Here is a 24,583-nt window from a genome sequence, read left to right as displayed (position 1 = left end):
AATATGGTTTAATAAAACCGAATATTTTTTATTAGCACAATCTTAACCCTCGACCCCTTGAATGTAAACCGTGGAAATACAAAGCCAATCTAATATTTTTGAGCTAGATACAGTAGCTGCATTTTGTCGGCATGCACCAGTCAATATTCCCGCCAGTCAGGAAGGTCCCTTGAGTGGACTATCTTATGGACTCAAGGATATATATGATGTCGCCGGCATTCCTACAGCTTTTGGTAGTCCGGCATGGCTTAAATCCCATCCGATTCCAACAGTAAGCGCCGCATTTATTGAAACACTCTCAAATGCCGGTGCAAGTCTACTTGGCAAGACGCATACCGATGAGCTTACTTACAGCATTTTGGGGATGAATGCGCATTACGGTACTCCCATTAATAGCGCCTCACCCGAGCGCGTTCCTGGTGGCTCCTCAAGCGGCTCAGCCGCTGCAGTTGCAGCCGGTCTAGTCGATTTTGCAATTGGCTCAGACACTGGCGGCTCAGTACGTGCTCCAGCAAGCTTCTGCGGAATCTATGGCATCAGAACATCCCATGGTCGCATATCGCTTGCACATGCTCGACCTCTCGCAAAAAGCTTTGATTCGCTAGGTTGGTTTGCAAAAGATCCAGATATTTTGATCAAAGTTGGTGAAACTTTACTTGGAGAAAGCGCCTCAAATCTTCGTAAAAAGCCGAAGTACTACCTATTAAAAGAGACCTTTCAATTAGTTCCCGATACTATTGCAGCATGCTTAAAGAAAAAGATCTTGACTCTTTTTTCAAAAGAATCAGTGGGGGAGGTATCCATTTCTCCAGAGACTCTAGCGCAGTGGGCTGAAACTTTTCGCATTGTTCAAGCCTCAGAAATCTGGAAAGAGCATGGTCAATGGGCGGAGCAACATCTCACTGAATTTGGCCCTGGCATCAAAGAACGGTTCGAGATTGCAAAATCGTTGAATCCCCAGGTCATTGCAGTAGCGCAGGCAGAGAAAAACCGCATCGAAAAATATCTTAGAGATCTACTCAACAGTTTGAGCGATGAAAACACTGAGGCCATTCTTATCCTACCTAGCACAGGATGTGTAGCCCCCTTACTTACATCAACTGCCGCTGAATTAGAGCAAGTCAGAAAGCAATTATTTCAACTGCTTTGCATTGCGGGTCTTGGCGGCTTACCTCAGGTAAGTTTGCCGATCTCCCAATATGAGGGGGCGCCACTTGGCCTATCCTTGATTGCGAATACTCAACAAGATTTGTTCTTGTTGAGTATTGCAAAGGGGCTCTCTATTAAATAGTCGAGCGCAGCAAGGGACTAAAGATAAAAATCTTAGTCCGTCTTACTATTACGCTTGATCCTCAATTGAATTTCTTAAGATACCGATATTCTCGATTTCAATTTCACAAATATCGCCAGGCTTCATGAATACTGGTGGCGTTCTTGCATAACCCACTCCTGCAGGCGTTCCAGTAATTACCACATCACCTGGCTCTAAAGTCATGCATTCAGTAATCAATACAATAGTCTCAGCAACATCCCATAAAAAATCTTTGGTGTTAGCATTTTGCATAACCGACCCATTCAAGCGGGATTGAATTTGAAGACCATGCGCGCCCTTAGGTAACTCATCTGGCGTGACCAACCATGGCCCAAATCCACCAGTTTGATCAAAGTTTTTACCAATCGTCCATTGGGTGGTCTTGCGCTGATAATCCCTTAAGCTGCCATCGTTAAAAATGCTGTAGCCCGCTATGCAGTCAAGCGCATTTTCTCTAGTTAAATTGCGGACTCTCTTACCCACAACAAATGCCAGCTCAGCTTCGTAATCTAATTTATCCGATACCTTCGGCCTAATAAGAGGAGCGCCATGGGGAGCGAGCGAGCTAGGGACTCGCATAAAAAAACTTGGGTATTCCGGGCGTGCGTTTCCACCCTCTTTTGCATGATCTGCATAATTCAGACCCATGCAGACAATCTTGCTTGGGCGATCAATTAAAACATCAAACTCAACCTCTGAAAGATTCTTAATAACAGCCTTGGGGCTAGAGAGAGCATTCTTAGCTTTACTAAACTGCGGATCAATTGCAATCAGGCTATATAAATCCGCTGGTATGCTCGGATCTGTAGCACATAAATCAACAAACTCGTTCGAATCTTTCTTGCAAAGTACGCCAATGCTTTTTTTATTATTTTGATCGCGATAACTAAATAGTCTCATAACATCTTTCTAAGTTATTATTTTTGAAATTCAAGGGGTTGAATAGCAGGATAAGGCAGCTCTTAACTAGTTAACCGTCATTTTGGACTCCTTGACCAAAATAGCCGAAGACTCCATCTCCGCCCGTACCATTTGATCAAATTTTTGAGGGCTCATTAATATAGGCTCCGCCCCAAGTTTATTGATCTGCGCAACTATTTGCGGCTCTTTCATAATCTTAATAATGCCTTCATTCATCTGATCAATAATTTTGCTCGGGGTTTTTGAGGGCGCAAAAACTCCCACCCAGAATGTATATGCAGAATTAGGTATACCGGCCTCTATAGTGGTTGGCACATTAGGAAGAACGGGAGACCGCTTCTCAGTTCCAACAGCCAGGGCCTGCAACTTACCATCCTTGATTAATGGTAGTGCTGAGACAATGGGAGAAAAGAACCAATCCACCCTTCCTGCAATGGTATCCGTAATAGCATCTGGCGTTCCCTTGTATGGAATATGGTTTGCATTAATTTTTGCGGCTAATTTAAATTTCTCTGCATTCATGTGAGTAGCGGAACCATTACCCGCTGAGGCATAGTTTTTAGTACCAGGAGCAGCCTGGACTTTACCAATTAAGTCTTTAACCGACGTATAACCAGAATCCGTTGAAGTTACCATGACATTAGGTAATTCGACCAATGAGGTGACTCCAGAAAAATCCCTCAAAGTATCGTAAGGAAGATTGTTGTATAGCGATGGGTTTACTACATGACCCGATGATGTAATTAAAAATGTATAGCCATTGGGCTCTGCTTTAGCGACGATAGCGGCGCCAATAGTTCCGCCAGCACCTGGTTTATTTTCCACAAAGATTGATGTTTCAAGCGTCTCTGCCAAACGATTGGCTATGAGTCGCGCGATAACGTCAGTCCCACTGCCAGGAGTAAAGGGCACAACAAATTTAATCGTTTTTGCTTTTGGCCAAGGAACCTGCGCATAGACAGGACCGGCACTTGATACTAAAAGCGCAAGGAAAAAGGCAAGGTATTGAATGGGGGTTTTAAAAGCGCTCTGTAACTGTCTCATGATTAAGATTCTTTATATTGAATTTATAAGAGGATTTAAGGGGACGCCATTACTAAAACTACTTTTGCAACTTGATTGCTGAGATTTTTTAACTGTCTTTTTTCGCCAATTAAAAAAACACAAGAATCATTTGGGCCTAGAACAGCCTCTGAAATCTGACCATCCAGTGCTTCACAAAAAACTGTTATCTCACCTTCAACAACGAAATAAATTTTTTCCACATTCGAGCCATCAAAGCCAGTTTGGCCACCTGGTTCAAATACACTCATCCCCATCCACATCTGATGGCATGGGCTAGCCTCCTTACCCTGTAGACGAAAACAAGTCATGTCATCATGATTGGGGGCTTGATAAGTTTTAGCCTCGTTAAATCTCGTAATGTGCATCTATTTTCCCTGCGAATTATCAAAACCTAGAACTTAAATACCACCCTGTCTTGCGCACCGGCTAAAACAAGTTTGTATGCCTCAAGAGCATTATCAAGATTAAAAACACGATCAACCTTAAAAGGTTTTAGTTTTCCAGACTCAAATCCCGCTCGCAATAGATTGAGCAGCTTGGTAGAGTCAATGCAATCTAACGCTAAGGTATCAATACCAACAAAGGTATGCATACCACGATAGAAGGTAAAGATATCAAATGGAACTGCACGGTCTTGTGTTGCGATAAATATCTGCGTTCCACCCTTAGCGAGTGATTTATTGGCGGCCTCAAAGTAGGCACTTCCTACGGTGTTGTAGACGATATCCGCACCTTTTCCATTGCTGAATAGTAAGATTTTTTGTGCGATTTCATCTGGTTGTAATTCTTTTGCATTCACTACATGCACAGGGGTGCTAGAAAAAGAGATGTATTGCTCCGATCGCTGTATGGCAATCACATTTGCTCCATACATTGCAGCTATTTGCACTGCAGCTTGACCAACCTTACCGTTTGCACCCATTACCGCCACTGTTTGCCCTGGTTTTGGTAAACCACTTCGACGAAAACCTTCATAAGCTGTGACAAAAGGTACCCCTACTGAACCCGCCTCTTCAAAACTTAAATTACTCGGCTTTTCATGCAAAGCTAATATAGGCAAGACTAGCCAACCGGCGTGAGAGCCATCGCGTGTAATTCCAACATCACCCCCTGAGCCCCAAACCTCTTTTCCTATCCAATCGGAGGGGCCATCAACAACTACACCAGAAAAATCTCGTCCTGGAGTGCGAGGAAAAATCGCCTTTGGCATGATGCCAAGTGCAGCCTTAACATCACTCGGGTTAACTCCTGCGCTATAAACCCGCACCAAAGCTTCACCACTCTTTAATACTGGCTTTTGCTGCGCCTCAATAGTGGGAGCCAAATCATCAATCGATGAAACCTTGGCGTGTAGGCGCATGGCGCGTAATTCTTGCTTGCTACTTGTCATAATGCTTTAACCATATTCCAGTCTATCTGCAATTAAAGATGGCGGCCCCCATCAACCACAATCCGCGTTCCTGTTGAAAAACGCAATCGGGTGGCACAAGCTTCAATTGCAGAAGCAACATCATCGGGAGTACCAATGCGCTTTAATGGGGTTGTTGCTGCTGTTTTTTCATTAAAGTCACCTCCGCGCCCCGGTACGAATGCAGAATCAACTACGCCTGGCGAAACACACAACACTCGTACTGATGGTGCAAGTACTTTTGCCAATGACTCACTCACAATATCGAGACTCGCCTTTGCGGCAACATAAGCGAGATTGCTGCCAACCCCAGTAAACCCAGCGATTGAGGAAACGTTCACAATCAAGCCATCACCACTGGCTTTAAGTAGGGCCTGAAAAGCGCGAATAGAAGCAAACACGCCGCGAAAATTTGCCTTCAGGATCTCATCAATTAAATCATCAGTGAGGTCGTCTAAATTGGCTGCAGGTACAGGCTTGGTAAACCCCGCGCTATTTACCAAAATATCGCATCTTCCCAGGCGACTTTCCACCTCTTTGGCCGCGGCAATTAATGTTTGAGAATCAGTAATAGATGCATTTAAGCAAAAATGCTTTCCAGGTGGCAGCTGACTAATTTGATCCTTGCCTTTTTCCAAGGCATTTCGACCAATTAAGACACAAGTTGCCCCCAATTTAGCCAAACGCTTTGCGGTAGCAAAACCAACGGCGCCAGTGCCGCCAATAATGACCGCAACCTTATTACTTAATTCGTCTACAGATTGAAATGTACTCATAAAACTCCTAGGGAATGGGCGGGGCTGGAAATACCATCTCACCAGCCTGTAATACAAAAGAATGGTTCAGCTTACAAATACCAGTTTTATCATCGGTAAGATATTCACCTACCAACTGTCGAGAAACGCCGAATACTGGATCACTTTCGAGGTTTTCATCTGATGAATCAAAAACCTGTGTTATTAAAACTTTATAGCCTGGCTTAGAAATCATGAAATGAATGTGGGCCGGACGATTAGGATGTCGCTTTTGTGCGCGTAATAATTCACCGCAAGGCCCATTTGTTGGAACGGGGTAGCCAGCAGGACGAATGGTTCTAAAGAAAAATTCTCCATTCTCATTTGTTTTGAATCTACCACGCAAGTTCATATCCGCTTGCAGCCGGTCTTGATTCTCATAAAAGCCACTTGGCGAGGAGTGCCAAACGTCGACGATTGCAGAAGCGATCGGTTTTTTAAATTCATCCAGAATTAGTCCATGAACCTCCATGGGCTGACCACCTAAGTCAACCCTAGAAATACTTTCCCCCCAATTACAAAGCGGCGCATTTTTGCGCCAAAAAGGACCCAATAGTGCAGCGTATGATCCGCCGTCAACATCCATATTATTTATTGTGGAGACCAAAGAAGAGATTCCCAAAATATCAGCCACAAGCACTACTTCATTGGTATTTTTCCCTGTAGCTTGACCTATGCCAACAATAAATTGCAACGCCCTCTCAAACTCTGACTCTGTTAGTTGATTCTCCAGAACAAACTCATGCAAGTGTTCAGTTAATGAGCTTATTAAAGTTTTTAGTCGCTGATTTTCAGTGCTTTGCATTGCAGCAAGAGCAATGTCCAAAATAGATTCCGGACTTGTGATGAGCGCCATGTTTAAATCCTAGAAATTTCTCAAAAAGTATATGCCAACAACTGATCATTCGCCATTTCAATAAGCTATCAAGGCGCTACCAAAAAGATGGCGCTAAATAATCTTCCTCATCACATCGTAGAGGGCATTTTGCCCCTCAAAACCAATCCCAGGTCTCTCGGATAGATTAATTTTTCCATTGCTCACACGAGAGTCATCCGCAAACCCAGCAAAGACCCCAAACGTGCCTGGATAGGCCTCGCATCCGCCCAAACCAAATCCAGCAACAATTGCCAAAGTCATCAAATTTCCTCCGTGAGGAAAAATGGAATGGCGCCCCCAGCCACGGTCCTCAAGCATTTTCACTGTTCGACTAAATTGCACAATCCCATAGGACTGAGGAACATCAATTTGAATAATATCGCGATCCTTGCGCAAACCACCGAAGTGAACCAAATTACGAATATCTTGCGTTGAAAACAGATTCTCGCCAGTGCCAATAGGTGATGAATAGACATCTGCAATCTCCGCTAGCAAAGCAAAGTCTAAGGGATCTGTGGGTTCTTCAAACCAGCGCAACTGATATGGCTGTAACGCTTTGGCATAAGCGAGAGCACGCTCTGGAGACAAACCTGCATTAGCATCCACGGCGAGATTCTGACCTCCACCAACCACTTTTAGAGAAGCTTCTAAGCGCGCGATATCCTCCTCCATCGAAGCACCACCAACCTTGATTTTCATGGTGGTGTAGCCCTCGTCGAGTCGACCTCTAATCTCATCCAATAACTCTGGAATACCTTTATTTGGAGCATACCAACCACCACCCACGTAACAAGGAATCTCTTTTTGCACTTTGCCACCAGAAAAACGATTAGCTAGTGACACATGCAATGGAAGATCTTCAATTTTTGCAACAGCATCCCAAATGGCTACCTCAATAGTTCCAATTGCCACTGATCTTTCTGTATGCCCACCCGGCTTTTCTCGTTGCATCATGCAAGCCAATATTTTTTCGGGGTCTAAATTATTACCGGCTTCATTTAAGAGCGTTTCAGGCGCTGCCTTCATGATGCGCGGAATCAAGCGATCTCGCATTTGCGCACCACATGCGTAACGCCCGGTGGAGTTAAAGGCAAACCCAACTACTGGCTTACCATCGCGAATCACATCCGTCATCACTGCGACTACTGATGTAGTCATCTCACTAAAATCAAAGACCGCATTCCGGATACTTGAATTTAGAGGTACTGCAATTTCTCGAATGTCTGTGATTCTCACAATCTACCTTTATCAATACCTAATCAATGCGAATATTTGCAAATTTAATCACTTGAGCCCACTTTGGAATTTCAGTGCTTAAGATTTTTTCGTAACGTGCGCCCGTTGCAAAAGAAGGATCAATACCTAGAGCTACTAGACGTTGGTTTACATCTGGGCGTTTCACGGCATCATTTACAGCTTTCATCAGTTTTTCAGCAACATCGCCAGGAATTCCAGTAGGCGCCATCATTCCCCAATACCCAATGACAGTAGCCTGTGCCAGTCCCAGCTCAGAAAGAGTCGGGACACTAGGTAATGCAGGCGACCTGGTTTCCCCTGTCACAGCCAAGGCAATCAATTGACCAGACTTAATGTATTGCGCCACTGGTCCAATACTACTAAACATCATTGGAACCTGGCCTCCCAACAAATCTACTACAGCCGGGCCAGTACCTTTATATGGGACGTGCACAATGTCTACACGAGCCACTTGTTTAAATAACTCCCCAGCCAAATGCGTCATGGTTCCATTTCCACCAGAGGCATAGTTCAAGGTGCCCGGCTTACTCTTAGCCAATGTGATTAGTGCTTTTAGGTCACGAACTGGTAATGCTGAGTTCACCACAATGACTGAGGCTGCGGTTCCAACAAGGGCTACAGGCTGAAGATCTTTTAATGTATCGTACGGCAAACTCGAAAATAAACTAGGGTTACTGATAAGCGCCTGATCTGCCATCAAAAGCGTATAACCATCAGCCGGGGATTTAGCAACTAAATCTGTCGCAATTGAACTCCCTCCCCCGCCGCGATTTTCAACCACTACTTGCTTGCCCAATATATCTGATAATTGCGGCGCTAAAGTTCGTGCAACCCCGTCGGTTAATCCACCAGGGGCATAGCCAACCATTAATCGAATCGCTTTTTCTGGATAGCCTTGGGCGCTAACAATATGCGTCGACCCTAAAAATATGAGGGCGCATATCCAAAATGCTTTTCGTAATAATGAATTCATGGGCTACCTTAAAAGTGTTTTTTAATTTCGGGATCAAACTTCCCATCAATCAACACAAAGAGCATTTTGCAAGGCTTACCTGATCGATTACTCCAGGCATGATTTGTCCCTCTCTCTACCAAAAAATCGCCCTGCTTCATGAGGCGCTCCTCTTTATCTAGCACAAGGTAAATTTCCCCCTCTAGCACCACCGCATAATCAACCGTTTCTGTGCGATGCATCAGGGGGTGCTTGCCTGCCTGATAGGTTGAGGCCTTATTGGTGCCCATTGCTCCAAATGCATCTTTGGCATCATCTCCAGCTAGTTTTTGCAGCCACTCACCCTCAGGTCCAAATTCAATAATTCGAACAACGGTGCCATTTTTAGATGGCTCCAACTGCAAGGGACGAGAAGTCGTGTCAGAAGCATTATCAATTGGCACCGGCATAGCATCGGTATGCCATAGATCGGTTAAGTAAAAACCAACTCTTTTAGGGTTGGTATGCACAGAAGGTGCAGGTCCATCGTGCGTAACGATAGCCTGACCTTCTGCATCATGGCCAGTAACAATACGGCGAACATAGCCTTTTGGATGATCCATCAGAACCCCTTAAGCATTAGTTTTCTTTAGTCCAAGCATGGCGCGGGCTTCATTAGATGAAGCCAATTCACCACCCATGTCCTTCACAATACGGTGCGCACGTTCCACTAACTGGGCATTACTCTCGCAAAGCACGCCCTTTTCGAGATAAATGTTGTCCTCCATGCCTACTCGAATATGACCGCCATACAGCCAAGCTTGCGCAACAATCGGAAACTCTGCGCGACTAATTCCAAAAGCCGCCCACTTAGCACCTGCTGGTAATTGATCACGCATATAGAGCAAAGTTGCTGGATCAGTATTTAAGCCATATTTCACACCCATCACAAAGGTATACAAACCGGGGCCTTCAAGCGTTCCATCCTTAATTAAGTCTTTAGCCAAATTAAGATCTCCTGTATCAAAAATCTCTAATTCAGGCATCACTCCAGCGTCTCGGATGACTTTTGCCATCTTACGCACATTGCTCGGTGTATTCATCACGACGTCAGGGCCAGAATTCATCGTATTTAAATCCAACGAGCAAATATCGGGCCTCAGTTTTGCTACATGCTCTACTCGCTTTAAGGGATCACATAGGGTGGTGCCAGGCGCGAATAATTTAGGATCCCCCTCGGTTGGCACATACCTACCGCCAGGCCCAGTAGTTAAATTAATAATGAGCTCTTTATTCTGCTTTTGTATTAACTGAATTACCTCGGCATAATGATCTATTTCCATGGATGGCTTGCCGGTATCTGGATGACGCACATGAATATGCACCACTGCCGCCCCCGCATCAGCGGCGCCCAAGCAAGAATCAGCAATTTGCTGTGGCGTTATAGGAAGATAAGGGGTCATCTCTGGTTTTGTTAAATTACCTGTAACTGCACAAGTCAAAATTGTTTTGCTCATCGCGTTTCCTCTTGTTAAAGTGATTTGAAATTAATTAAAAAATAATGATTAAAAAAGTACGTCCTCATTCAAGCAATACAACCGCTACGCGTTTGCTCGACATTGCAGAAGTGTTGTTTTCTGAACATGGCTATGCAATGACTACCGTGCGAGATATCGCAACCCGCGCCAAAGTGAATCAAGCATTGATTAACTACCACTTTCAAAATAAAAAGGGGTTGTTTAATGCCGTTTTTGAAAGGCGCGCCAGTATTATTCTTGCGGAGCGCAATTTTCTTTTGAGTGAAGCCAAGCAAAAGGCGAAAAACAAATCTATTCCATTGCGTGATTTGATATACGCATTTATTTACCCCCCACTGCGTATGGCAAGCGAGGATAAAGGCGGAAAAAGTTTTGTGAAGTTGCAAGCTCGACTTCATAACGAACCCAAAAGTATTGAAAACGCATTGCGATCCAAGCTATATGACGCAACTAGCTTGCGCTTCATGGAGGAGTTAAAAATTACACTCCCGAAATTAAGTGAAGAATCCATCGCTTGGCGCTTGATCTTTGTTATGGGTCTATATTTATATGTGGCTTCGAATACTGGGCGTATTGAAGTAATCTCAAAAGGTCGTTGTAAAGGCGGAAACCTCGCGCAAGCTATCCCTGAAATTCTGGATTTTTGCGAACAAGGCTTCCTTGCACCACCTACTCAACCTTAGCACCCACCTCTTTCACAATTTTTTCCCAGCGAGTAACTTCTTCGTTCATATATGTATTGGCCTGCTGAACCGTACCGCTCATAACAACTAGCCCAGCTTTATCCATCTGCTCTCTTACATCGGGTAATTCCAAGACAAAGTTGACGGCTCTATTCATTTTTTGAACGATGTCATTTGGCGTTTTAATTGGCGCCATCATGGCTGACCACGTGTAATCCTTGATTTGCGGATAACCCAATTCAACTAATGTGGGAACTTCAGGTAAGTTTGGAGAGCGCTTATCGCTTGAAATAGCCAAAATTCGAACCTTGCCTTGCTTGGAGAACTGATAAACACCAGCAACCGCTGTACAGGCAATTGGCGTTTCACCACCAACGACTGCCATTGAAGCAGGTCCCGCCCCTTTATAGGGGATGTGATTAATATCCGCTTTCCATTGAACTTTGAATAAATTTTCACAGGTCAAATGCGGAGTTGTTCCATATCCCGGGCTTGAGTATGACAACTTATTCTTGCTTGCATACTCCCTCAACTCTGCTAAGTTTTTGACTGGCACAGACTCATTCACGCTAATAACATTGGCTTGGGTTGAGATAAATGCCACAGTCGTAAAGTTTTTTCCTGGACTGTAGCCGGCTGCTGAACCATACAGGGCGGGATTAACTGCAAAGGCTGCAGAGTTCACTAAAAAGGTATAGCCATCAGGAGCGGCATTAGCAACCATTTGCGCAGCAACGTTTCCTCCTGCACCCGCTTTATTTTCAATAAACACCGATTGCTTCAATATCTCTGCAAGCTTAGGGGCAATGATGCGGGCGGACATGTCAGTTGGACCGCCAGGTGGAAAACCCACTACTAACTTAATCGACTTATCAGGATAGGCAGCTGAGGCCGTACCTGCTAACAGACTGACGCCTGCTAATAGACTAAGCTGAATTAGCTTCTTTAAAGTACTTTGAATATTACAAGTGGAATGATGCATCCTACCCCCTCGATTTTTGGTATGTAAATGAGACTGTTTAGTGCAAACTTAATTGCGCTTATTTAATTGCCAAAGGATTGGTTGGCGAACCAACTGCCCCAGTAATTGGAATCGCAGGAGCAACAAACATAAACTCATAGATGCCATCTGCAGCACAGTCATCAGCAATATCTTTCACATAGAAGATTTCACCCATGGTCATGCCCATAATTGGAATGGTGATCCAGTGCCATGGCTGGTTAATTCCCGCCTCAGATTCATTCGGGCGAACCTCGCATCCCCAGGTATCACTAGCCAATGCCGCCAACTCGGTACGCTGAATCCATTCAAGAGTTTCAAAAGCAAATCCTGGGGCATCGCCACCAGGATATCCATCCCAGCTTCCCGATTTAATTTTCTCTTCCATTTGACCGGTGCGCACAATGATGTAATCACCGCGCTTAATTTCAATTCCCTGCTTCTTGGCAGTGTCGTCCAAGTCCTTACAGGTAATTCCATATCCATCAGGCAAGCAGTCCATGCCTTTAGCTCTTGCTACATCCAGCAGAATCCCTCGGCCAACCATCTTTGCCTTAGTTTTCTCGATGCCGCATTTTGCTGCGCCAGCTGAAGAAACTTCACGACAATCATAGCCGTTGTACATGTAGTTTTCATAGAAAACGTGGCCCAAGCCATCCCATTGGGTACCGCATTGAAGCGGCATTACAACCATGTCATCTGCGGCTCGGATGCCCCGCTTATCCAATACACCAGCATAAGCATCTGTTCCAGTACGAAGCATGGTGTGGACTGGATTGATGCGCCCCATTGATGGGTACTTTGTTTTAGCACCTTGAGGACCGCTACTATCGAAATTGAGAGCCAACGAAATAACCTTACCCTTACGCACCAATTGTGCTGCCGCAACAATATCCTCCGGGCTAGTGAAATTCAGGGTACCTATCTCATCATCAGGACCCCATTTGCCCCAGTTTTTATATTTTTCAGAAGCTGCAGTCAAATCAGCGCGAGTAATTTTTTTCATTGTCTCCATTGCCTTATACAAATATTATTAAACACTTGTTTAAATTATCAGTGAAAACGCAACATGTCAATAGCTCAAATCAATACTCTTCAATTTCAGGAAATTTTGTCGTTCAAGTAGCCAATGGATTAGCTAGAAGTTTCAACTTGCTAACGTTCAATCTCATGGGGCGGCATACCTACCCATTTGCGTCTTTACTGCCGCTTTCACGATTCTTGACACCTCCCTAACGGCGGGGAGATGGGCGTTATCAGTTCTTGAGGCAAGCACCAAATCTCTACGTAAATCTTTCATTTCAATCGTAATTGCCTGTAGCTCATCGCCATTTAACTCCACATGAAATGCACTAGCAGGGGCAATCGTAATAGCTTTGCCCGCCTTAACCAAGCTACGAATGGTGTCAATCGACTCTATCTCCGCAATGACATTTAATGAAGATTTTTTGCTTGCTTTAGCCTTCAGGGTCAATGCCAACATTCCGGGAGTCAGAATAAGCGGCAATTGATCTAACTCATCCATCGTCATCGGACTTTGCCTGGGAAGTATTCCAGCAATACCAATCAGGCAAAGCGGCTCTGAAATCAATGGCGTCAAGTGAAGTTTATATGATGGCAATGGGTTGGTAAGGATAGCGATATCCAAAAGTCCAGTTAACAAAAAGTCATTTAACCGAATACTTCGACCCTCCATAAGCCGCATATGAATTCCGGGAAATTCTTGTAGGGTGTCAGACACAACCTTTGGCATCAGTATCGAGGATATGGTTGGGCTAGCGCCGAATACGATTGATCCTTTAGGCTTTGAACGAAGTCCTGAAATCTCATGTTTTGCCTGAGCCACCTCACTCACAATGCGATTGGCGTACTCCAACAACTCCCTACCAGATGCCGTCAACTGCACGCCTCTTGCCAATCGATTAAATAGAATAGTGTTGAGCTCACTCTCTAACTGCTTAATATGGCGAGTCAATGCAGGTTGAGCGATCCCCAATTTCAGAGCTGCCGCTGAAATATTGCCAAGTTCCGCAATGGCAACAAAGTAATTAATGCTTCTTAACTCCATAATTCAGAGGCCTCCATCTGATCCATATCAATTTGTTATATCTTAAGCCACAAAAAAGGTATTTGTGAATATTTCAGCTTTGCACTTAAATTGAGTCATAAAAAAATAATAGAAGTGGAGGAGACAATGTCTAAGATATTGACACTGGCCATGATGGCATTTGCTATTCATGGCGCGGCTTGGGGTCAGGGGGCGAATAATTACCCAACTCGCCCCATTACTGTGATTGTTCCGATGTCAGCCGGAGGTACGGCCGATCTGCTAGCGCGTAATCTCGCTCCTTTACTGACAGAAAAGCTTGGTCAAAGCGTAGTTGTAGATAATCGAGTCGGCGCAAACGGTGCAATTGGAGAAGAGATATTTTCAAGGGCTAAGCCAGATGGCTATACCCTGATGATCGAATCCACCTCTATTGCAACAAATCCCTGGATGAGCACCTTAAGCTACGATCCTAGAAAAGCATTCATACCCACGATCCAAATTGCGGCAGTCCCCCTAGTTCTTGTCGTAAACAATAATGTAAACGCACAAACTGCTAAAGAGTTTATTGCCTTAGCGAAAGAGAAGCCTGGAAAAATGAACTATGCCTCGTGGGGCAATGGAAGTATTGGCCAGTTTGCAGGAGAAATTTTTAAAATTTCCACGAAAACGGACATAGCTCACGTGCCTTACAAATCAACCGCACAAGCCCTCAGCGATACCCTGGCTGGCCAAGTAGATGCTATGTTCCCCACTTTGCCCCTAGTATTGCAACAATTGGGAGCAGGCAAAATTGGGGCTCTAGCACTAGCCTCAGCAACACGATCTCCTCTCGCACCCAATATTCCAACAATGGCCGAGGTTGGCGTTCCCGGTGTTGAAGTGGAAACATGGTTTGGAATCTTTTTACCGACAGGCACTCCAGAAAGCATTGTTAATAAAATTAATCAAACCACTCAAGCTATTTTGAATACCCCTAGCTTCAGGGCGAATCTAGAAAAACAGGGGTTTAGAGTAATTGGTGGAAGCCAAGCTGATTTCAACAAATACTATCTTGCCGAAATCACCCGCTATGGGAACATCGTCAAAGAAGCTAACCTCAAAGCGAATGACTAAATGAATCCACTACAAATCGGCGCAAATGATAGCGTTGAAGATCTTATCTCCAAGACTGCATCCGCAAGGAAATGGCTTGATACCACAGGAGAAGACCTGACTGTTAAGGCAGATGCAATTACATTAAGAGTAAGTGCCCATATCCCTGGAAACTCGCCAGCTGTCAAAGATGTATTTGAGCCAGCATTTAAACGCTTACAAATAATGACCAAAGGCGCAATTCAAGTCGAGGGTTACTGGGGTGGCAGTCTACATAAAGAGCGTGAGGGAATTGATGCGCTAATTAATAATGTGACTGACATGTGCCCCGTATACTCAGCATGGGATGCCAAGATATTTCCAGCCGCACAGAGCCTTAGCTTACCCTTTATATTTCCAAGTGCCGAGGTTGCTACCGCAGTCTCGGAGGCTCTTTATCACGACTACTTCAAAAAAGATTTTGAATCTAATCAAATCTTAATGGGTCGCCTAGTTGCCACCAGCGAATATAACCTCTTTAGTCGTGAGCCAATGAATTGTCTTGATGATTTAATTGGTAAGAAAATAGCCTGTAGTGACGGCATGGAGTTCGATATATATCAAACACTCGGTGCTATCCCCGTCGGCTGCAGCACCCCAGAGGCTAAGAAAAAATTTGCTAATAAGGAAGTTGATGCCGTATCTATATCAGATAGCGCGGCACATACAGCGGGAATCTTTCAAGATGCCCGCTATAGAACTTCTGCAAATTTAGTACGAGTGAATCTAGAATATGGACTCTCACATCATTTTTGGAACAAACTTTCTCCAGATTTGAAAATAATTGTGAATCAATGGTTAAGAGCATTAGCGCAAGCCGGAGCACAATTATTTTATGGTCTAGCAGGCGCTAGAGCTCGAGTGGCTTTTAAAGAAGCGGGTATGCAATTTATCGACATCAATCAAGAAGAAATTGAGCGTTGGAACCATAAATTGGCTGGTGTACAAGATCAATACTCTAATAAGATGAAGGCTCTAGGCTACCCCTCTGACGAAATGATTCACGCAATCGAAGGGTCAACTAAACACTTTAGCCAATACTCTGCGGATGAGCTATTCGAAAATGCCCTTAATCACCCGCTCACGAATATTACGCCCCTAGGATAATTTAATCATGCGGGAAAAAACAGTTGGCATTATCGGGCTTGGCTTAATGGGGCAAGCCTTCTCAACAAGATTGCAGCGTAATGGCTTTATCACTCTCGGTTATGACATAAACGATGAACGTTGCAACGAGTTTGGCAGAGAAAAGGTGCTTGCATCACCCATTCAACTAGCTGAAAAAACCGACACTCTTATCCTTTGCCTGTTTGACGCTAAACAAGTTCATGATGCTCTACTTGGCCAGAGCGGCTTACTTTTAACGCCGCGCGATACACCCCTGAATATTATCTGTACCAGCACTTGTGAACCAGAGGCAATTCGTGACATCGCTGATGCCTGCACAAATTATCCAGTTCGATTTATTGAAATGCCCATTTCCGGGACAAGCAAACAAGTAGCGAATGGAGACTGCCTTGGCCTCACTGGTGGGGATGAAGCAATCATCAACGATCTATCATCCATCCTAGATGCAATGTGTAAAAAAAGGATGCATGTTGGTGACATTGGTAGCGCCAGCAAAGCCAAACTAGCTATCAACCTAGTTTTAGGCCTCCATCGAGCCGCCCTTGCGGAGGGTCTAGTATTTGGCAGTCGAATTGGATTAGATCCAGATATCCTTTTAAATCTATTTCAAAATTCAGCTGCGGCATCCAGTGTTATGAGTATTAAAGGCCCTCTAATGACTAAGCGAAAATATGATGAGCCTCAAAGTCGTGTTGATCAAAGTCTAAAGGACTTTGGTCTGATTCAAAAACTCGCAACACAAACCAATCAGCCACTTCCTCTAGCAACTCAATATATAGAATTGCTGCAATCCTGTCTTGAACAGGGTGAGGGAAAACAGGATAACGCAATCATATTTGAGGCCATTCGGCGTCGTGGGAGCTCCAATTGAAATCAACTGCCATTCGCTATGCGACAGCTTTTTCCCTAAAAATCCCTCTCATCAAGCCAATGCTAATGGCCGGGGTACATATTACCCATGCAGAAACATTCATTGTCCGGCTAGAGACCCATCAAGGCATCGTTGGGTGGGGTGAAAATACAGCAGCCCCCAGCCATGGCGGCCAAACTCTTGAACAGATGGAACATGCGTTTCATCAAGATATTCATACCCTGCTAATTGGTCAGGACTCACGTTGTTTAGCAGGCATTACCAACTTAATTGCTCAAAAGTTTCCAACGGGAAGTGGAGCGGTTGCTGCAATTGATATGGCTTTATATGATCTTCTAGGCAAGGAACTGGGAGTTGATTCTTGCACTTTAATGGGTGGAAGACAAAGAGACGAAATACCTCCGCTATGGCTAATTGGAACCAAGTCAGTAGAAGCGGATATTGCCGAAACCGAGAAATGTCTTGCTCTTGGCTATCGTTTTTTTAAGCTTAAGCTTGGCGTGAAATCGGTCGAAGAAGATATTCAATCGCTGGTGGGCATGCGCAAGATCTTAGGCCCTGAAATCCAAATTTGCGCAGATGCCAATATGGGCTACAGTACCGAGCAAGCTGTTACCTTTTTACAAGGCTGCAGGGATGCAAACGTTGCCTTTTTAGAGCAACCGCTTGCGAAGGAAAATATTGCAGGACTTAAGCACATCTGCGATCTCAAACTTGCGCCCATTGGACTCGATGAGTCCATCACTAGTAGCGCAGATATGATTAAGGCCAAAGAGTATGGGGTTTCCGGCGTTTCACTCAAGACGCTTAAATTGGGCGGGATTAGTGGCGTCATCCGAAGTGCGGCAGTATGCAATGCAATGGAACTGCAGATTAATCTTGCAGGCAAGATTGCAGAGACATCCATTGCATCTGCGGCAGTTTTGCAACTCAGTGCCGCGTTAAATGGTGTGAATTGGGGTGTTAGCCCGAGTCACTTGTATTTGGCTGAAGATATCGTAGATAAGCCCATTCAACCCGTTAATGGCATGTACTCGATCCCTAATGCTCCCGGCCTCGGAATAGAGGTGAATGAAGATCAATTGAAACGTTTTCACGCGTAATTTTTAGCAAGGGCAAGTATATGGTCAATGTCGCTTTAATTGGATTTGGATGGTGGGGGAAAAATTTAGCGAAAGCGATGGAGGGAGAGCACTCCAAACTACGACTCGCCATGATTGTGACCAAAGAACCTTCTGAAGCGTCTGAATACTGCCAATCTAATCATATTATTTTGAGCAATGAATTCGATGACGCCTTATCCAATCCTCAGATTCAAGCAATTGTTTTGGCTACACCCCATTCAATGCATTCAGATCAAATTGTGGCCGCGGCAAAAGCAGGTAAGCATGTATTTTGCGAGAAGCCATTAGCACTGACATATGAGGATGCTGTCAAAGCCATCAGAGCATGTGAAGAAAATAATGTCAGGCTTGCGGTAGGACAAAATAAGCGATTTTGGCCATCAATGGCCAAACTCCGAGAAGTAGTCGCTAGTGGAACCCTGGGTACCTTAATGCATATTGAGGGCCACTACAGTAATGAACATTCGACAAAGTTCTTCTCTGAATGGCGCGATAAACCGAGTGAATCACCTGCTGGCGGATTGACCGGGACAGGTATTCATATTATTGACGCCATGGTCAACTTAGCAGGAAAGGCAAGCCAAGTGTCTGCCCACGTTGCTAGCTTTAGGTCGGGCAAAGATCCACGAGATGCCACCTCAGTCAATGTCGAGTTTGAAAATGGGGTGAGTGCGTATTTCGCGATGGTTAGGGCTACACCAATCTTTTGGCGCATACATGCATTTGGAGATGCGGGTTCTGTAGAGGCTATTGGCGAGACTGAATGCATTGTGCGTAGAAATGGAAGCTTAGTCGATCGCTTCACCTATCTAGCCATTGACTCTATTAAGGCGGAGCTAGATGCATTTGCAATTTCCATTACATCAAATGGTGAAATACCCTACCCAATCAGCACAAAAGAAATGGGCGAAACAATCAATCTATTTGAAGCAATTGTGCAGTCGGTTAATACGCAGTCTAGAGTTAAGGTACACCCCTGAAAGCATCTTGTCATCAAACCTTAGCTCCATTAACTGCATTAGGATTTCCAGGCAAAAATTCTGAAAACACCTAGAGCATTTTCAAGAAAATTATGCTAAAAAATGAATCAACTCAGAGAGTGTTAGCAAGCATTTATTCAATTTATACGGTATTTATAAAAAACAAAATTCAAACCCATTCGGAGACAATCATGCAATCGAAGCTTAGCTTTTACGCCATTAGAAGGACACTAGTAGCGATACTTTTCTTGCCATTAGTTGCGATCGCTCAAGGCTATCCAAATCATGCAATGAAAATTATTGCCCCCTTTCCGCCGGGTGGAACCAGTGATCTTTTGAGCCGGATTATTGCCCAGAAACTTGGAGATTCTTTGGGTCAAAGTATTATTGTTGAAAATAAACCCGGTGCAAATGGCACTATTGGCCTGGAAGCAGCAGCCAAAGCCCCTCCTGATGGTTACACATTACTACTCTCTACCAGCAGCATCATTCTAAATAATCAGTTTTTATATAAAAAACTCAGCTATGACTGGTATAAAGACTTTGCGCCTATCTCCATGGTTGGCATTGCAGGTCAGGTTCTAGTTGTAAATCCAAACTCACCCGCAAAATCAGTCAGTGAACTTGTGGCACTGGCAAAAGCCAAACCTGGTGAAATTAATTACGGCGCCGGTGCAAAAGGCAATACAGCACATCTAGCCGCCGAAAAGTTTGCATCTGCAGCCGGTATAGATATCACCCACATTCCATACAAAGGAAATGGCCAGGCAACTGCGGCACTGGTCGCAGGCGAAGTACAGCTAGTTTTTTCGGATATGGCGCCTGCGCTTCCATTTATCAATACAAAAAAATTAGTGCCATTAGCCGTTACAACTTCGCAACGCTCTGCCTCCCTGCCTGATGTCCCCACAATGGTGGAGCTTGGATACCCGAATTTTGAGTCTGTTGTTTGGTGGACTCTGGTAACCCAAAAAGGCGTTCCTGAGCCAATCATTCAAAAGTTAAACGCCTCTCTTGAAAAAATTATGAGCTCAACTGATGTAAAAGATAGCTTCCAAAAATTAGGCGTAACCCCTCTTTTCAGCACGCCTAGTAAAGTGAATGAAATCGCCAGGAAAGATTCCTTAGCGGCAGGAGAGCAAATTAAAAAGCTGAATATTCCAAAAGAATGAGGTCATCCATAACATTCCAACAAAAAAACACCAACCTCGAGTTGGTGTTTTTTTATTCCTATAAAACTACTCAGTCAATTTTAATTCCAGAGTCTTTTACTACTTTTGCAAACTTACTAAATTCAGTTTTAACAAGTGCACTAAATTCCGCCGGCGTGCTTCCTATAGGGTCCGCACCCTCACGAAGAAAGCGATCACGAATTTCGGGCTGCCTAATAGCTCGCGCCGTTTCCTTATAAAGCTGCTCTATGATCTGCGGCGGAGTATTGGCAGCAACGAACATGCCAAACCAAGTATTAATATCGTAACCAGATAATCCAGCTTCGGCTAAGGTCGGTATATCTTTTGCAGCCAAGGAGCGCCCAATCGTAGTTACTGCCATGGCTTTAAGACGCCCCTCTTTAACCAAAGGCAGGGCATTAACAATAGGAATAAATGCAACCTCGACCTCACCAGCAACAACGGCATTTAATGCTGGACCGGCACCCTTGTAGGGCACGTGAACCATTCCCGCACCAGTTGCTGAATTAAACATCTCACCAGCCAAATGACTTCCGGCACCATTCCCCGAGGTTGAATAATTCAACTTCCCAGGATTGGCTTTAGCGTATGCAAGGAATTCTTTAACGTTATTTACAGGAACTTTCGAGTTAACCACTAATACGAATGGCATTTGCGCTACCTGTGTTACTGGCGCAAGATCTTTTAAGGTATCGTAATTTAAACTTTTGTAAAGATGGGGGGCAATCACGGTACTAGTTGATTGAGCCATCAATACCGCGTAACCATTCGGGGGAGATTTTGCAACAAACTCAGCTGCGATAGTACCGGAAGCGCCTGATTTATTTTCAACCACAATGCTTTGCCCTAAATACTCACCAAGCTGATTGCTGATGGTGCGTGTAATAAAGTCGGCTCCTCCACCAGCAGAGGCGGGAACAATAATCTTAATTGGCCTATTGGGGTATGGTTGCGCACTCGCTACATTGTGAATACATACCAAACTTAACAATATCCCAATAAAAACAAATACTTTTCTTAATAAATTGAATTTCATACATTACCTCAAAGTAACTACGATGGTTTTTATCGCAAAAGAATGTTTGCAAAGCAATTCTCAAGCACTTAATCTGGAGATGCCCCTGAATCCTTCACCACTACCGCCCATTTTTTAAGCTCACCTTCCACAAATAGTTTGGCATCTGCAGGCGACTTACTTACAGTAATATTTGCGCCACCATTGATAATCCTCTCGACAACATCTGGCATAGCTAAAACTTTGGTAATTGAATCAAAAAGTTTGTTAGTGATGGCGACCGGCGTACCTACCGGCACCATAATCATTTGCCATGATCCAGTTTTAAATTCTGGATAACCTAATTCCATCAAAGTAGGAACATTTGGTAAGCCAGGCTGCCTCGTAAGACCAGTGACTGCATAACTTTTCATCTTATTAGCAATCATGAATTGCTTGACAGAGGGTAGCGTATTAAACATTACCTGTGTTTCGCCGCCAATTAATCCGATCGCCGCAGGACCACCGCCACCCTTGTAGGGCACATGCGTCATTTTTGTCCCAGTCATCTTCATCAATACTTCCATCTCCAGACGATTAGCGCTACCACCTCCAGGAGTTGCAAAATTAAACTTGTCTGGATTTGCACGCAAATACACAATCAACTGAGAAACGTTATTGGGTGGGAAATCATTGTTTCCTACCAATGCACTCGGGACATCTGCAACCTGAGTTACGGGAATAAAATCTCTGAGTGGATTGATATTGAGATTTGGAAATAATGCTGGATTAATTGCAATAGTTCCAATATTTCCCAGAAAGATAGTGTAACCATCAGGAGCAGCTTTAGCGGCCGCCTCCATACCAATATTGCCAGCAGCCCCCGTCCGATTATCAACAATCACTTGTTGACCCAAGACTTCGCTCAGCTTAACGCTAAGAATTCTGCCGATAAAATCCGATGCTCCTCCAGGGGCAAACGGAATGATCATCTTTACTGGCTTGTTAGGGTAAGTAGCTGGCTGTGCAAATACTGTAAGACTTTGCAAGGAGCCTAGAGTGAGAACCAAACAAGTTGCGGATACTCTAAAAACAAATTTGAGGAACATAGGTAATTCCTTATGAGTAAATTGAGATCTTAGTAAATATCGTCACTAGGCTCTATTGGCAATGAAATGGGCTTTTTCAATCTTGCAGATAGATCGAATGCCTTTGTTAGCATTAAATTGCGATGCGCCTCTGCTGCCGTAGCAGCCGGGGTAGGCAAGCCTAACGCCACACGATTTAGCCAAGACTCTGTCTCTTCTCTCATTGGACCCCGAAGCTCTCCCAAAGCCATATCACCTGGAGGATAGCTGCCCATGAAATCAACACGTCGCGCCGAGTCTGGAGCATAGCCCTCGCCCTGAGATTTACTCGTTGCAAGAACAATGTCACGATGAGTATCATCGATCGTCAATACACCCTCGGTTCCAACGATGCCAACATCTAAGCTGTAGACCGCTCCTGGCCAAACCACTGGCAACGCCCAAGAAATAGTCGATTGATAAATGGTTCCATCGGAAAAGGTAATGACTCCGGATGTTGCATCAATCCCCTTCCACTCTGGACCTAGAGCCTTATCAATGGATCGAGCATAAATTTCTACTGGAGTTTTACCCTCCATCATCCACATTACAATATCGAGAGCATGCGTTCCAGATATCACCATCGGTGAAATTTTTTCAGGATGATCAGTGCGCTTATAGTTATCAATTGCTACCAATCGATTCATAAAAGCACGAGATGAGACCAGTGTGACGTCACCTAGTTGACCTGTGCTCACCTTCTCTTTTGCTGCCAACCAGCGACGACGAAATCTTTGGGTATAACCAACAACCGCATCTACCCCGGCTGCCTGTATAGCCGCTAACACTCTCGCCGAATCCCCTAGGTCCGTGGCTAAAGGTTTTTCGATCATTAATGAATGCTTACGCTCTGCCGCCAATAAAATCGGGTCAACATGCAAATGCTCATCGGTTGAAATAATGGTTGCATTAACCTCGGGCCTATTTAATAACTCACGGTAATCCGTGGTTACAAAATCCGCCTTTAGCTTTTCAGCTATCAGCTTAGCGCGCTCTGGGTTCTTCTCAGCAATTCCAATCCAACCAACCTGAGCATGACGAGCAGCCACCTCTCCACGGAACAATCCAACGCGACCCGCTCCAACAATAGCTAGACCTATATTTTTTGCTTGTCTATCTCTCATGTTTAGCCTGCAACTACTTTCAACTTCTCTTCAGGAAGCGGCAAATAGACAGGCTCACCAGTCTCCGCAGACAGATCTGCTGCCATGTACACTTCCATTACAGTTCGAGCTTGCTCTCCGGTAACTAAGACTGGTCGATCCAGTGCAATAGCCTCAATAAAGTAAATAGTTTCTGCCGCCATTGGGCCAGCAAATACATGGTCAACCTTTTCGCCAGGCATTGTGGACATTGGGAGCTGCATCCCTTTTTCCATGGTGTTGATCACTACATCTTTGTGACTATCATCCACCATCACTGCACCATCAGTACCAATAAACTCAATCCAAGTTGTTGAGAAGTTTGGATAGCCCAACGGCAAACTCCAACCACCACCAACAACAAATGAAAGCCCGTTATCCATGGTGACAGTAATCCACTGAGAATCCGGAACATCCGCGCCAGTAGACTCGCGCATAGCGCCATAGTTCACTTGTGAATAAATTTTCACAGGCTTTGCGGGCTCCAAACACCAAAATACGAAATCTAAATCATGTGTTGACTCCATCGCCGCTGGAGATAACTTGACGCGACCACTAATTTTTTTACCAAGACTGCGGGTGATATGTCGACTAACCAAAACACTCACAGGTCGACCAATCGTGCCATTTGCAATGGCTTTCTTAACATAAGCAAACTTTGGATTAAATCGCTGTGAATACCCAATCGTAAACTTCAAATTAGATTTCTTGGCCAATGCAATTAACTCATCCGCTTCTGCGAGTTCCAAGGCAATTGGCTTTTCCATGAATACATGTTTTCCAGCCAAAAGCGCATCTCTGGCCATCGGATAGTGCGTCGTTTCTGGAGTTGCAGAAATAATCACCGCATCTATGTCTTTAATTTTTAGAATATCGCGGTAGTCTGTGGAAGCCGTTTTAGCGCCAACCAAATCCGCCATTTCCTTGAGGCGCAGTTCATTTGTCTCGGCAATATGAATGTCCTTAATTAAGGAGCTGCCTCGCGCTGTTTCTGCACGAATACCACCACACCAGCCTGTACCGATAATTCCAAGGTTGATCTGTTTCATTTTATTGT

Annotated in this window: 25 protein-coding genes; 8 read left to right on the top strand and 17 right to left on the bottom strand. The window is 44.5% G+C overall.

All coding sequences use genetic code 11. The features are described 5' to 3' along the window. Positions 1–70: 70 nt before the first annotated feature. Entirely contained in the window at positions 71–1,291 is a 1,221-nt protein-coding gene (locus AOB49_RS10325) for an amidase (RefSeq protein WP_082784149.1), read from the top strand. A 48-nt stretch (positions 1,292–1,339) separates the two neighbouring features. Here AOB49_RS10325 and AOB49_RS10320 read toward each other — a convergent pair whose 3' ends face one another. The 10 genes from AOB49_RS10320 to AOB49_RS10275 form a co-directional block, all read right to left on the bottom strand. After that, positions 1,340–2,212 (bottom strand): fumarylacetoacetate hydrolase family protein, encoded by an 873-nt coding sequence (locus tag AOB49_RS10320; protein WP_062310797.1) that lies wholly within the window; start codon positions 2,210–2,212, stop codon positions 1,340–1,342. Positions 2,213–2,278: 66 nt separating this feature from the next. After that, complete coding sequence (locus tag AOB49_RS10315) at positions 2,279–3,277, bottom strand: tripartite tricarboxylate transporter substrate binding protein (protein WP_062310795.1); 999 nt, start codon at positions 3,275–3,277, stop codon at positions 2,279–2,281. Positions 3,278–3,312: 35 nt separating this feature from the next. Further along, on the bottom strand, positions 3,313–3,663 hold the full coding sequence (locus tag AOB49_RS10310) for a cupin domain-containing protein (protein WP_062310793.1): 351 nt from the start codon (positions 3,661–3,663) through the stop codon (positions 3,313–3,315). A gap of 26 nt (positions 3,664–3,689) precedes the next feature. Beyond that, on the bottom strand, positions 3,690–4,688 hold the full coding sequence (locus tag AOB49_RS10305) for a quinone oxidoreductase family protein (protein WP_062310791.1): 999 nt from the start codon (positions 4,686–4,688) through the stop codon (positions 3,690–3,692). Between the two features lie 32 nt (positions 4,689–4,720). Then, positions 4,721–5,482, bottom strand: coding sequence for an SDR family NAD(P)-dependent oxidoreductase (locus tag AOB49_RS10300; RefSeq protein WP_062310789.1), 762 nt, complete (start codon positions 5,480–5,482; stop codon positions 4,721–4,723). 7 nt (positions 5,483–5,489) lie between these two features. Continuing rightward, positions 5,490–6,356 (bottom strand): dioxygenase family protein, encoded by an 867-nt coding sequence (locus AOB49_RS10295; RefSeq protein ID WP_062310787.1) that lies wholly within the window; start codon positions 6,354–6,356, stop codon positions 5,490–5,492. Positions 6,357–6,449: 93 nt separating this feature from the next. Next, on the bottom strand, positions 6,450–7,613 hold the full coding sequence (locus AOB49_RS10290) for an enolase C-terminal domain-like protein (protein WP_062310785.1): 1,164 nt from the start codon (positions 7,611–7,613) through the stop codon (positions 6,450–6,452). Between the two features lie 19 nt (positions 7,614–7,632). Beyond that, the gene (locus tag AOB49_RS10285) at positions 7,633–8,607 is read right to left on the bottom strand and encodes a Bug family tripartite tricarboxylate transporter substrate binding protein (RefSeq protein WP_062310783.1); all 975 of its coding nucleotides are present in this window, start codon (positions 8,605–8,607) and stop codon (positions 7,633–7,635) included. An 8-nt stretch (positions 8,608–8,615) separates the two neighbouring features. After that, positions 8,616–9,188, bottom strand: coding sequence for a cupin domain-containing protein (locus AOB49_RS10280; RefSeq protein WP_062310781.1), 573 nt, complete (start codon positions 9,186–9,188; stop codon positions 8,616–8,618). Between the two features lie 9 nt (positions 9,189–9,197). After that, positions 9,198–10,082, bottom strand: coding sequence for a BKACE family enzyme (locus AOB49_RS10275; protein ID WP_062310779.1), 885 nt, complete (start codon positions 10,080–10,082; stop codon positions 9,198–9,200). A gap of 44 nt (positions 10,083–10,126) precedes the next feature. On the opposite strand from AOB49_RS10275, the gene AOB49_RS10270 reads away from it, so the two are divergent. Further along, complete coding sequence (locus AOB49_RS10270) at positions 10,127–10,786, top strand: TetR/AcrR family transcriptional regulator (protein ID WP_062310777.1); 660 nt, start codon at positions 10,127–10,129, stop codon at positions 10,784–10,786. On the opposite strand, the gene AOB49_RS10265 is transcribed toward AOB49_RS10270, so the two are convergent. The 3 genes from AOB49_RS10265 to AOB49_RS10255 form a co-directional block, all read right to left on the bottom strand. Beyond that, on the bottom strand, positions 10,773–11,768 hold the full coding sequence (locus AOB49_RS10265) for a Bug family tripartite tricarboxylate transporter substrate binding protein (RefSeq protein WP_062310774.1): 996 nt from the start codon (positions 11,766–11,768) through the stop codon (positions 10,773–10,775). The genes AOB49_RS10270 and AOB49_RS10265 overlap by 14 nt on opposite strands. A 58-nt stretch (positions 11,769–11,826) precedes the next feature. Further along, positions 11,827–12,792, bottom strand: a complete 966-nt coding sequence (locus tag AOB49_RS10260; protein ID WP_062310772.1) for a cyclase family protein — start codon at positions 12,790–12,792, stop codon at positions 11,827–11,829. A 162-nt stretch (positions 12,793–12,954) separates the two neighbouring features. Continuing rightward, positions 12,955–13,854 (bottom strand): LysR family transcriptional regulator, encoded by a 900-nt coding sequence (locus AOB49_RS10255; RefSeq protein WP_062310770.1) that lies wholly within the window; start codon positions 13,852–13,854, stop codon positions 12,955–12,957. A 126-nt stretch (positions 13,855–13,980) separates the two neighbouring features. Between AOB49_RS10255 and AOB49_RS10250 the strand changes: the two genes are divergently transcribed. From AOB49_RS10250 to AOB49_RS10225, 6 genes are all read left to right on the top strand, one after another. Further along, positions 13,981–14,949 carry a Bug family tripartite tricarboxylate transporter substrate binding protein gene (locus AOB49_RS10250; protein ID WP_062310768.1) on the top strand — a complete coding sequence of 323 codons (969 nt, stop codon included), beginning with the start codon at positions 13,981–13,983 and terminating at the stop codon, positions 14,947–14,949. Continuing rightward, complete coding sequence (locus tag AOB49_RS10245; protein ID WP_062310766.1) at positions 14,950–16,074, top strand: TRAP transporter substrate-binding protein; 1,125 nt, start codon at positions 14,950–14,952, stop codon at positions 16,072–16,074. Between the two features lie 7 nt (positions 16,075–16,081). Beyond that, entirely contained in the window at positions 16,082–16,966 is an 885-nt protein-coding gene (locus AOB49_RS10240; protein WP_062310765.1) for an NAD(P)-dependent oxidoreductase, read from the top strand. Next, positions 16,963–18,069, top strand: a complete 1,107-nt coding sequence (locus tag AOB49_RS10235) for a mandelate racemase/muconate lactonizing enzyme family protein (protein ID WP_062310763.1) — start codon at positions 16,963–16,965, stop codon at positions 18,067–18,069. The genes AOB49_RS10240 and AOB49_RS10235 overlap by 4 nt, the downstream gene beginning before the upstream one ends. A gap of 20 nt (positions 18,070–18,089) precedes the next feature. Next, positions 18,090–19,070, top strand: a complete 981-nt coding sequence (locus AOB49_RS10230; protein ID WP_062310761.1) for a Gfo/Idh/MocA family protein — start codon at positions 18,090–18,092, stop codon at positions 19,068–19,070. Positions 19,071–19,261: 191 nt separating this feature from the next. Further along, entirely contained in the window at positions 19,262–20,242 is a 981-nt protein-coding gene (locus AOB49_RS10225) for a Bug family tripartite tricarboxylate transporter substrate binding protein (protein ID WP_172793430.1), read from the top strand. A 70-nt stretch (positions 20,243–20,312) separates the two neighbouring features. Here AOB49_RS10225 and AOB49_RS10220 read toward each other — a convergent pair whose 3' ends face one another. From AOB49_RS10220 to AOB49_RS10205, 4 genes are all read right to left on the bottom strand, one after another. Next, positions 20,313–21,299 carry a Bug family tripartite tricarboxylate transporter substrate binding protein gene (locus tag AOB49_RS10220; RefSeq protein WP_062310757.1) on the bottom strand — a complete coding sequence of 329 codons (987 nt, stop codon included), beginning with the start codon at positions 21,297–21,299 and terminating at the stop codon, positions 20,313–20,315. Between the two features lie 68 nt (positions 21,300–21,367). Beyond that, complete coding sequence (locus tag AOB49_RS10215; RefSeq protein WP_062310755.1) at positions 21,368–22,366, bottom strand: Bug family tripartite tricarboxylate transporter substrate binding protein; 999 nt, start codon at positions 22,364–22,366, stop codon at positions 21,368–21,370. A 29-nt stretch (positions 22,367–22,395) separates the two neighbouring features. Further along, positions 22,396–23,508 (bottom strand): Gfo/Idh/MocA family protein, encoded by a 1,113-nt coding sequence (locus AOB49_RS10210; RefSeq protein WP_062310754.1) that lies wholly within the window; start codon positions 23,506–23,508, stop codon positions 22,396–22,398. 2 nt (positions 23,509–23,510) lie between these two features. Then, positions 23,511–24,575 (bottom strand): Gfo/Idh/MocA family protein, encoded by a 1,065-nt coding sequence (locus tag AOB49_RS10205; protein WP_062310752.1) that lies wholly within the window; start codon positions 24,573–24,575, stop codon positions 23,511–23,513. Positions 24,576–24,583: the final 8 nt, after the last annotated feature.

Origin of the sequence: Polynucleobacter sinensis (assembly GCF_001595985.1) — a bacterium.
Classification (GTDB): domain Bacteria; phylum Pseudomonadota; class Gammaproteobacteria; order Burkholderiales; family Burkholderiaceae; genus Polynucleobacter; species Polynucleobacter sinensis.
The sequence above is the reverse complement of the archived record's forward strand: the minus strand, read 5'-3'. Positions and strand labels throughout refer to the sequence as shown.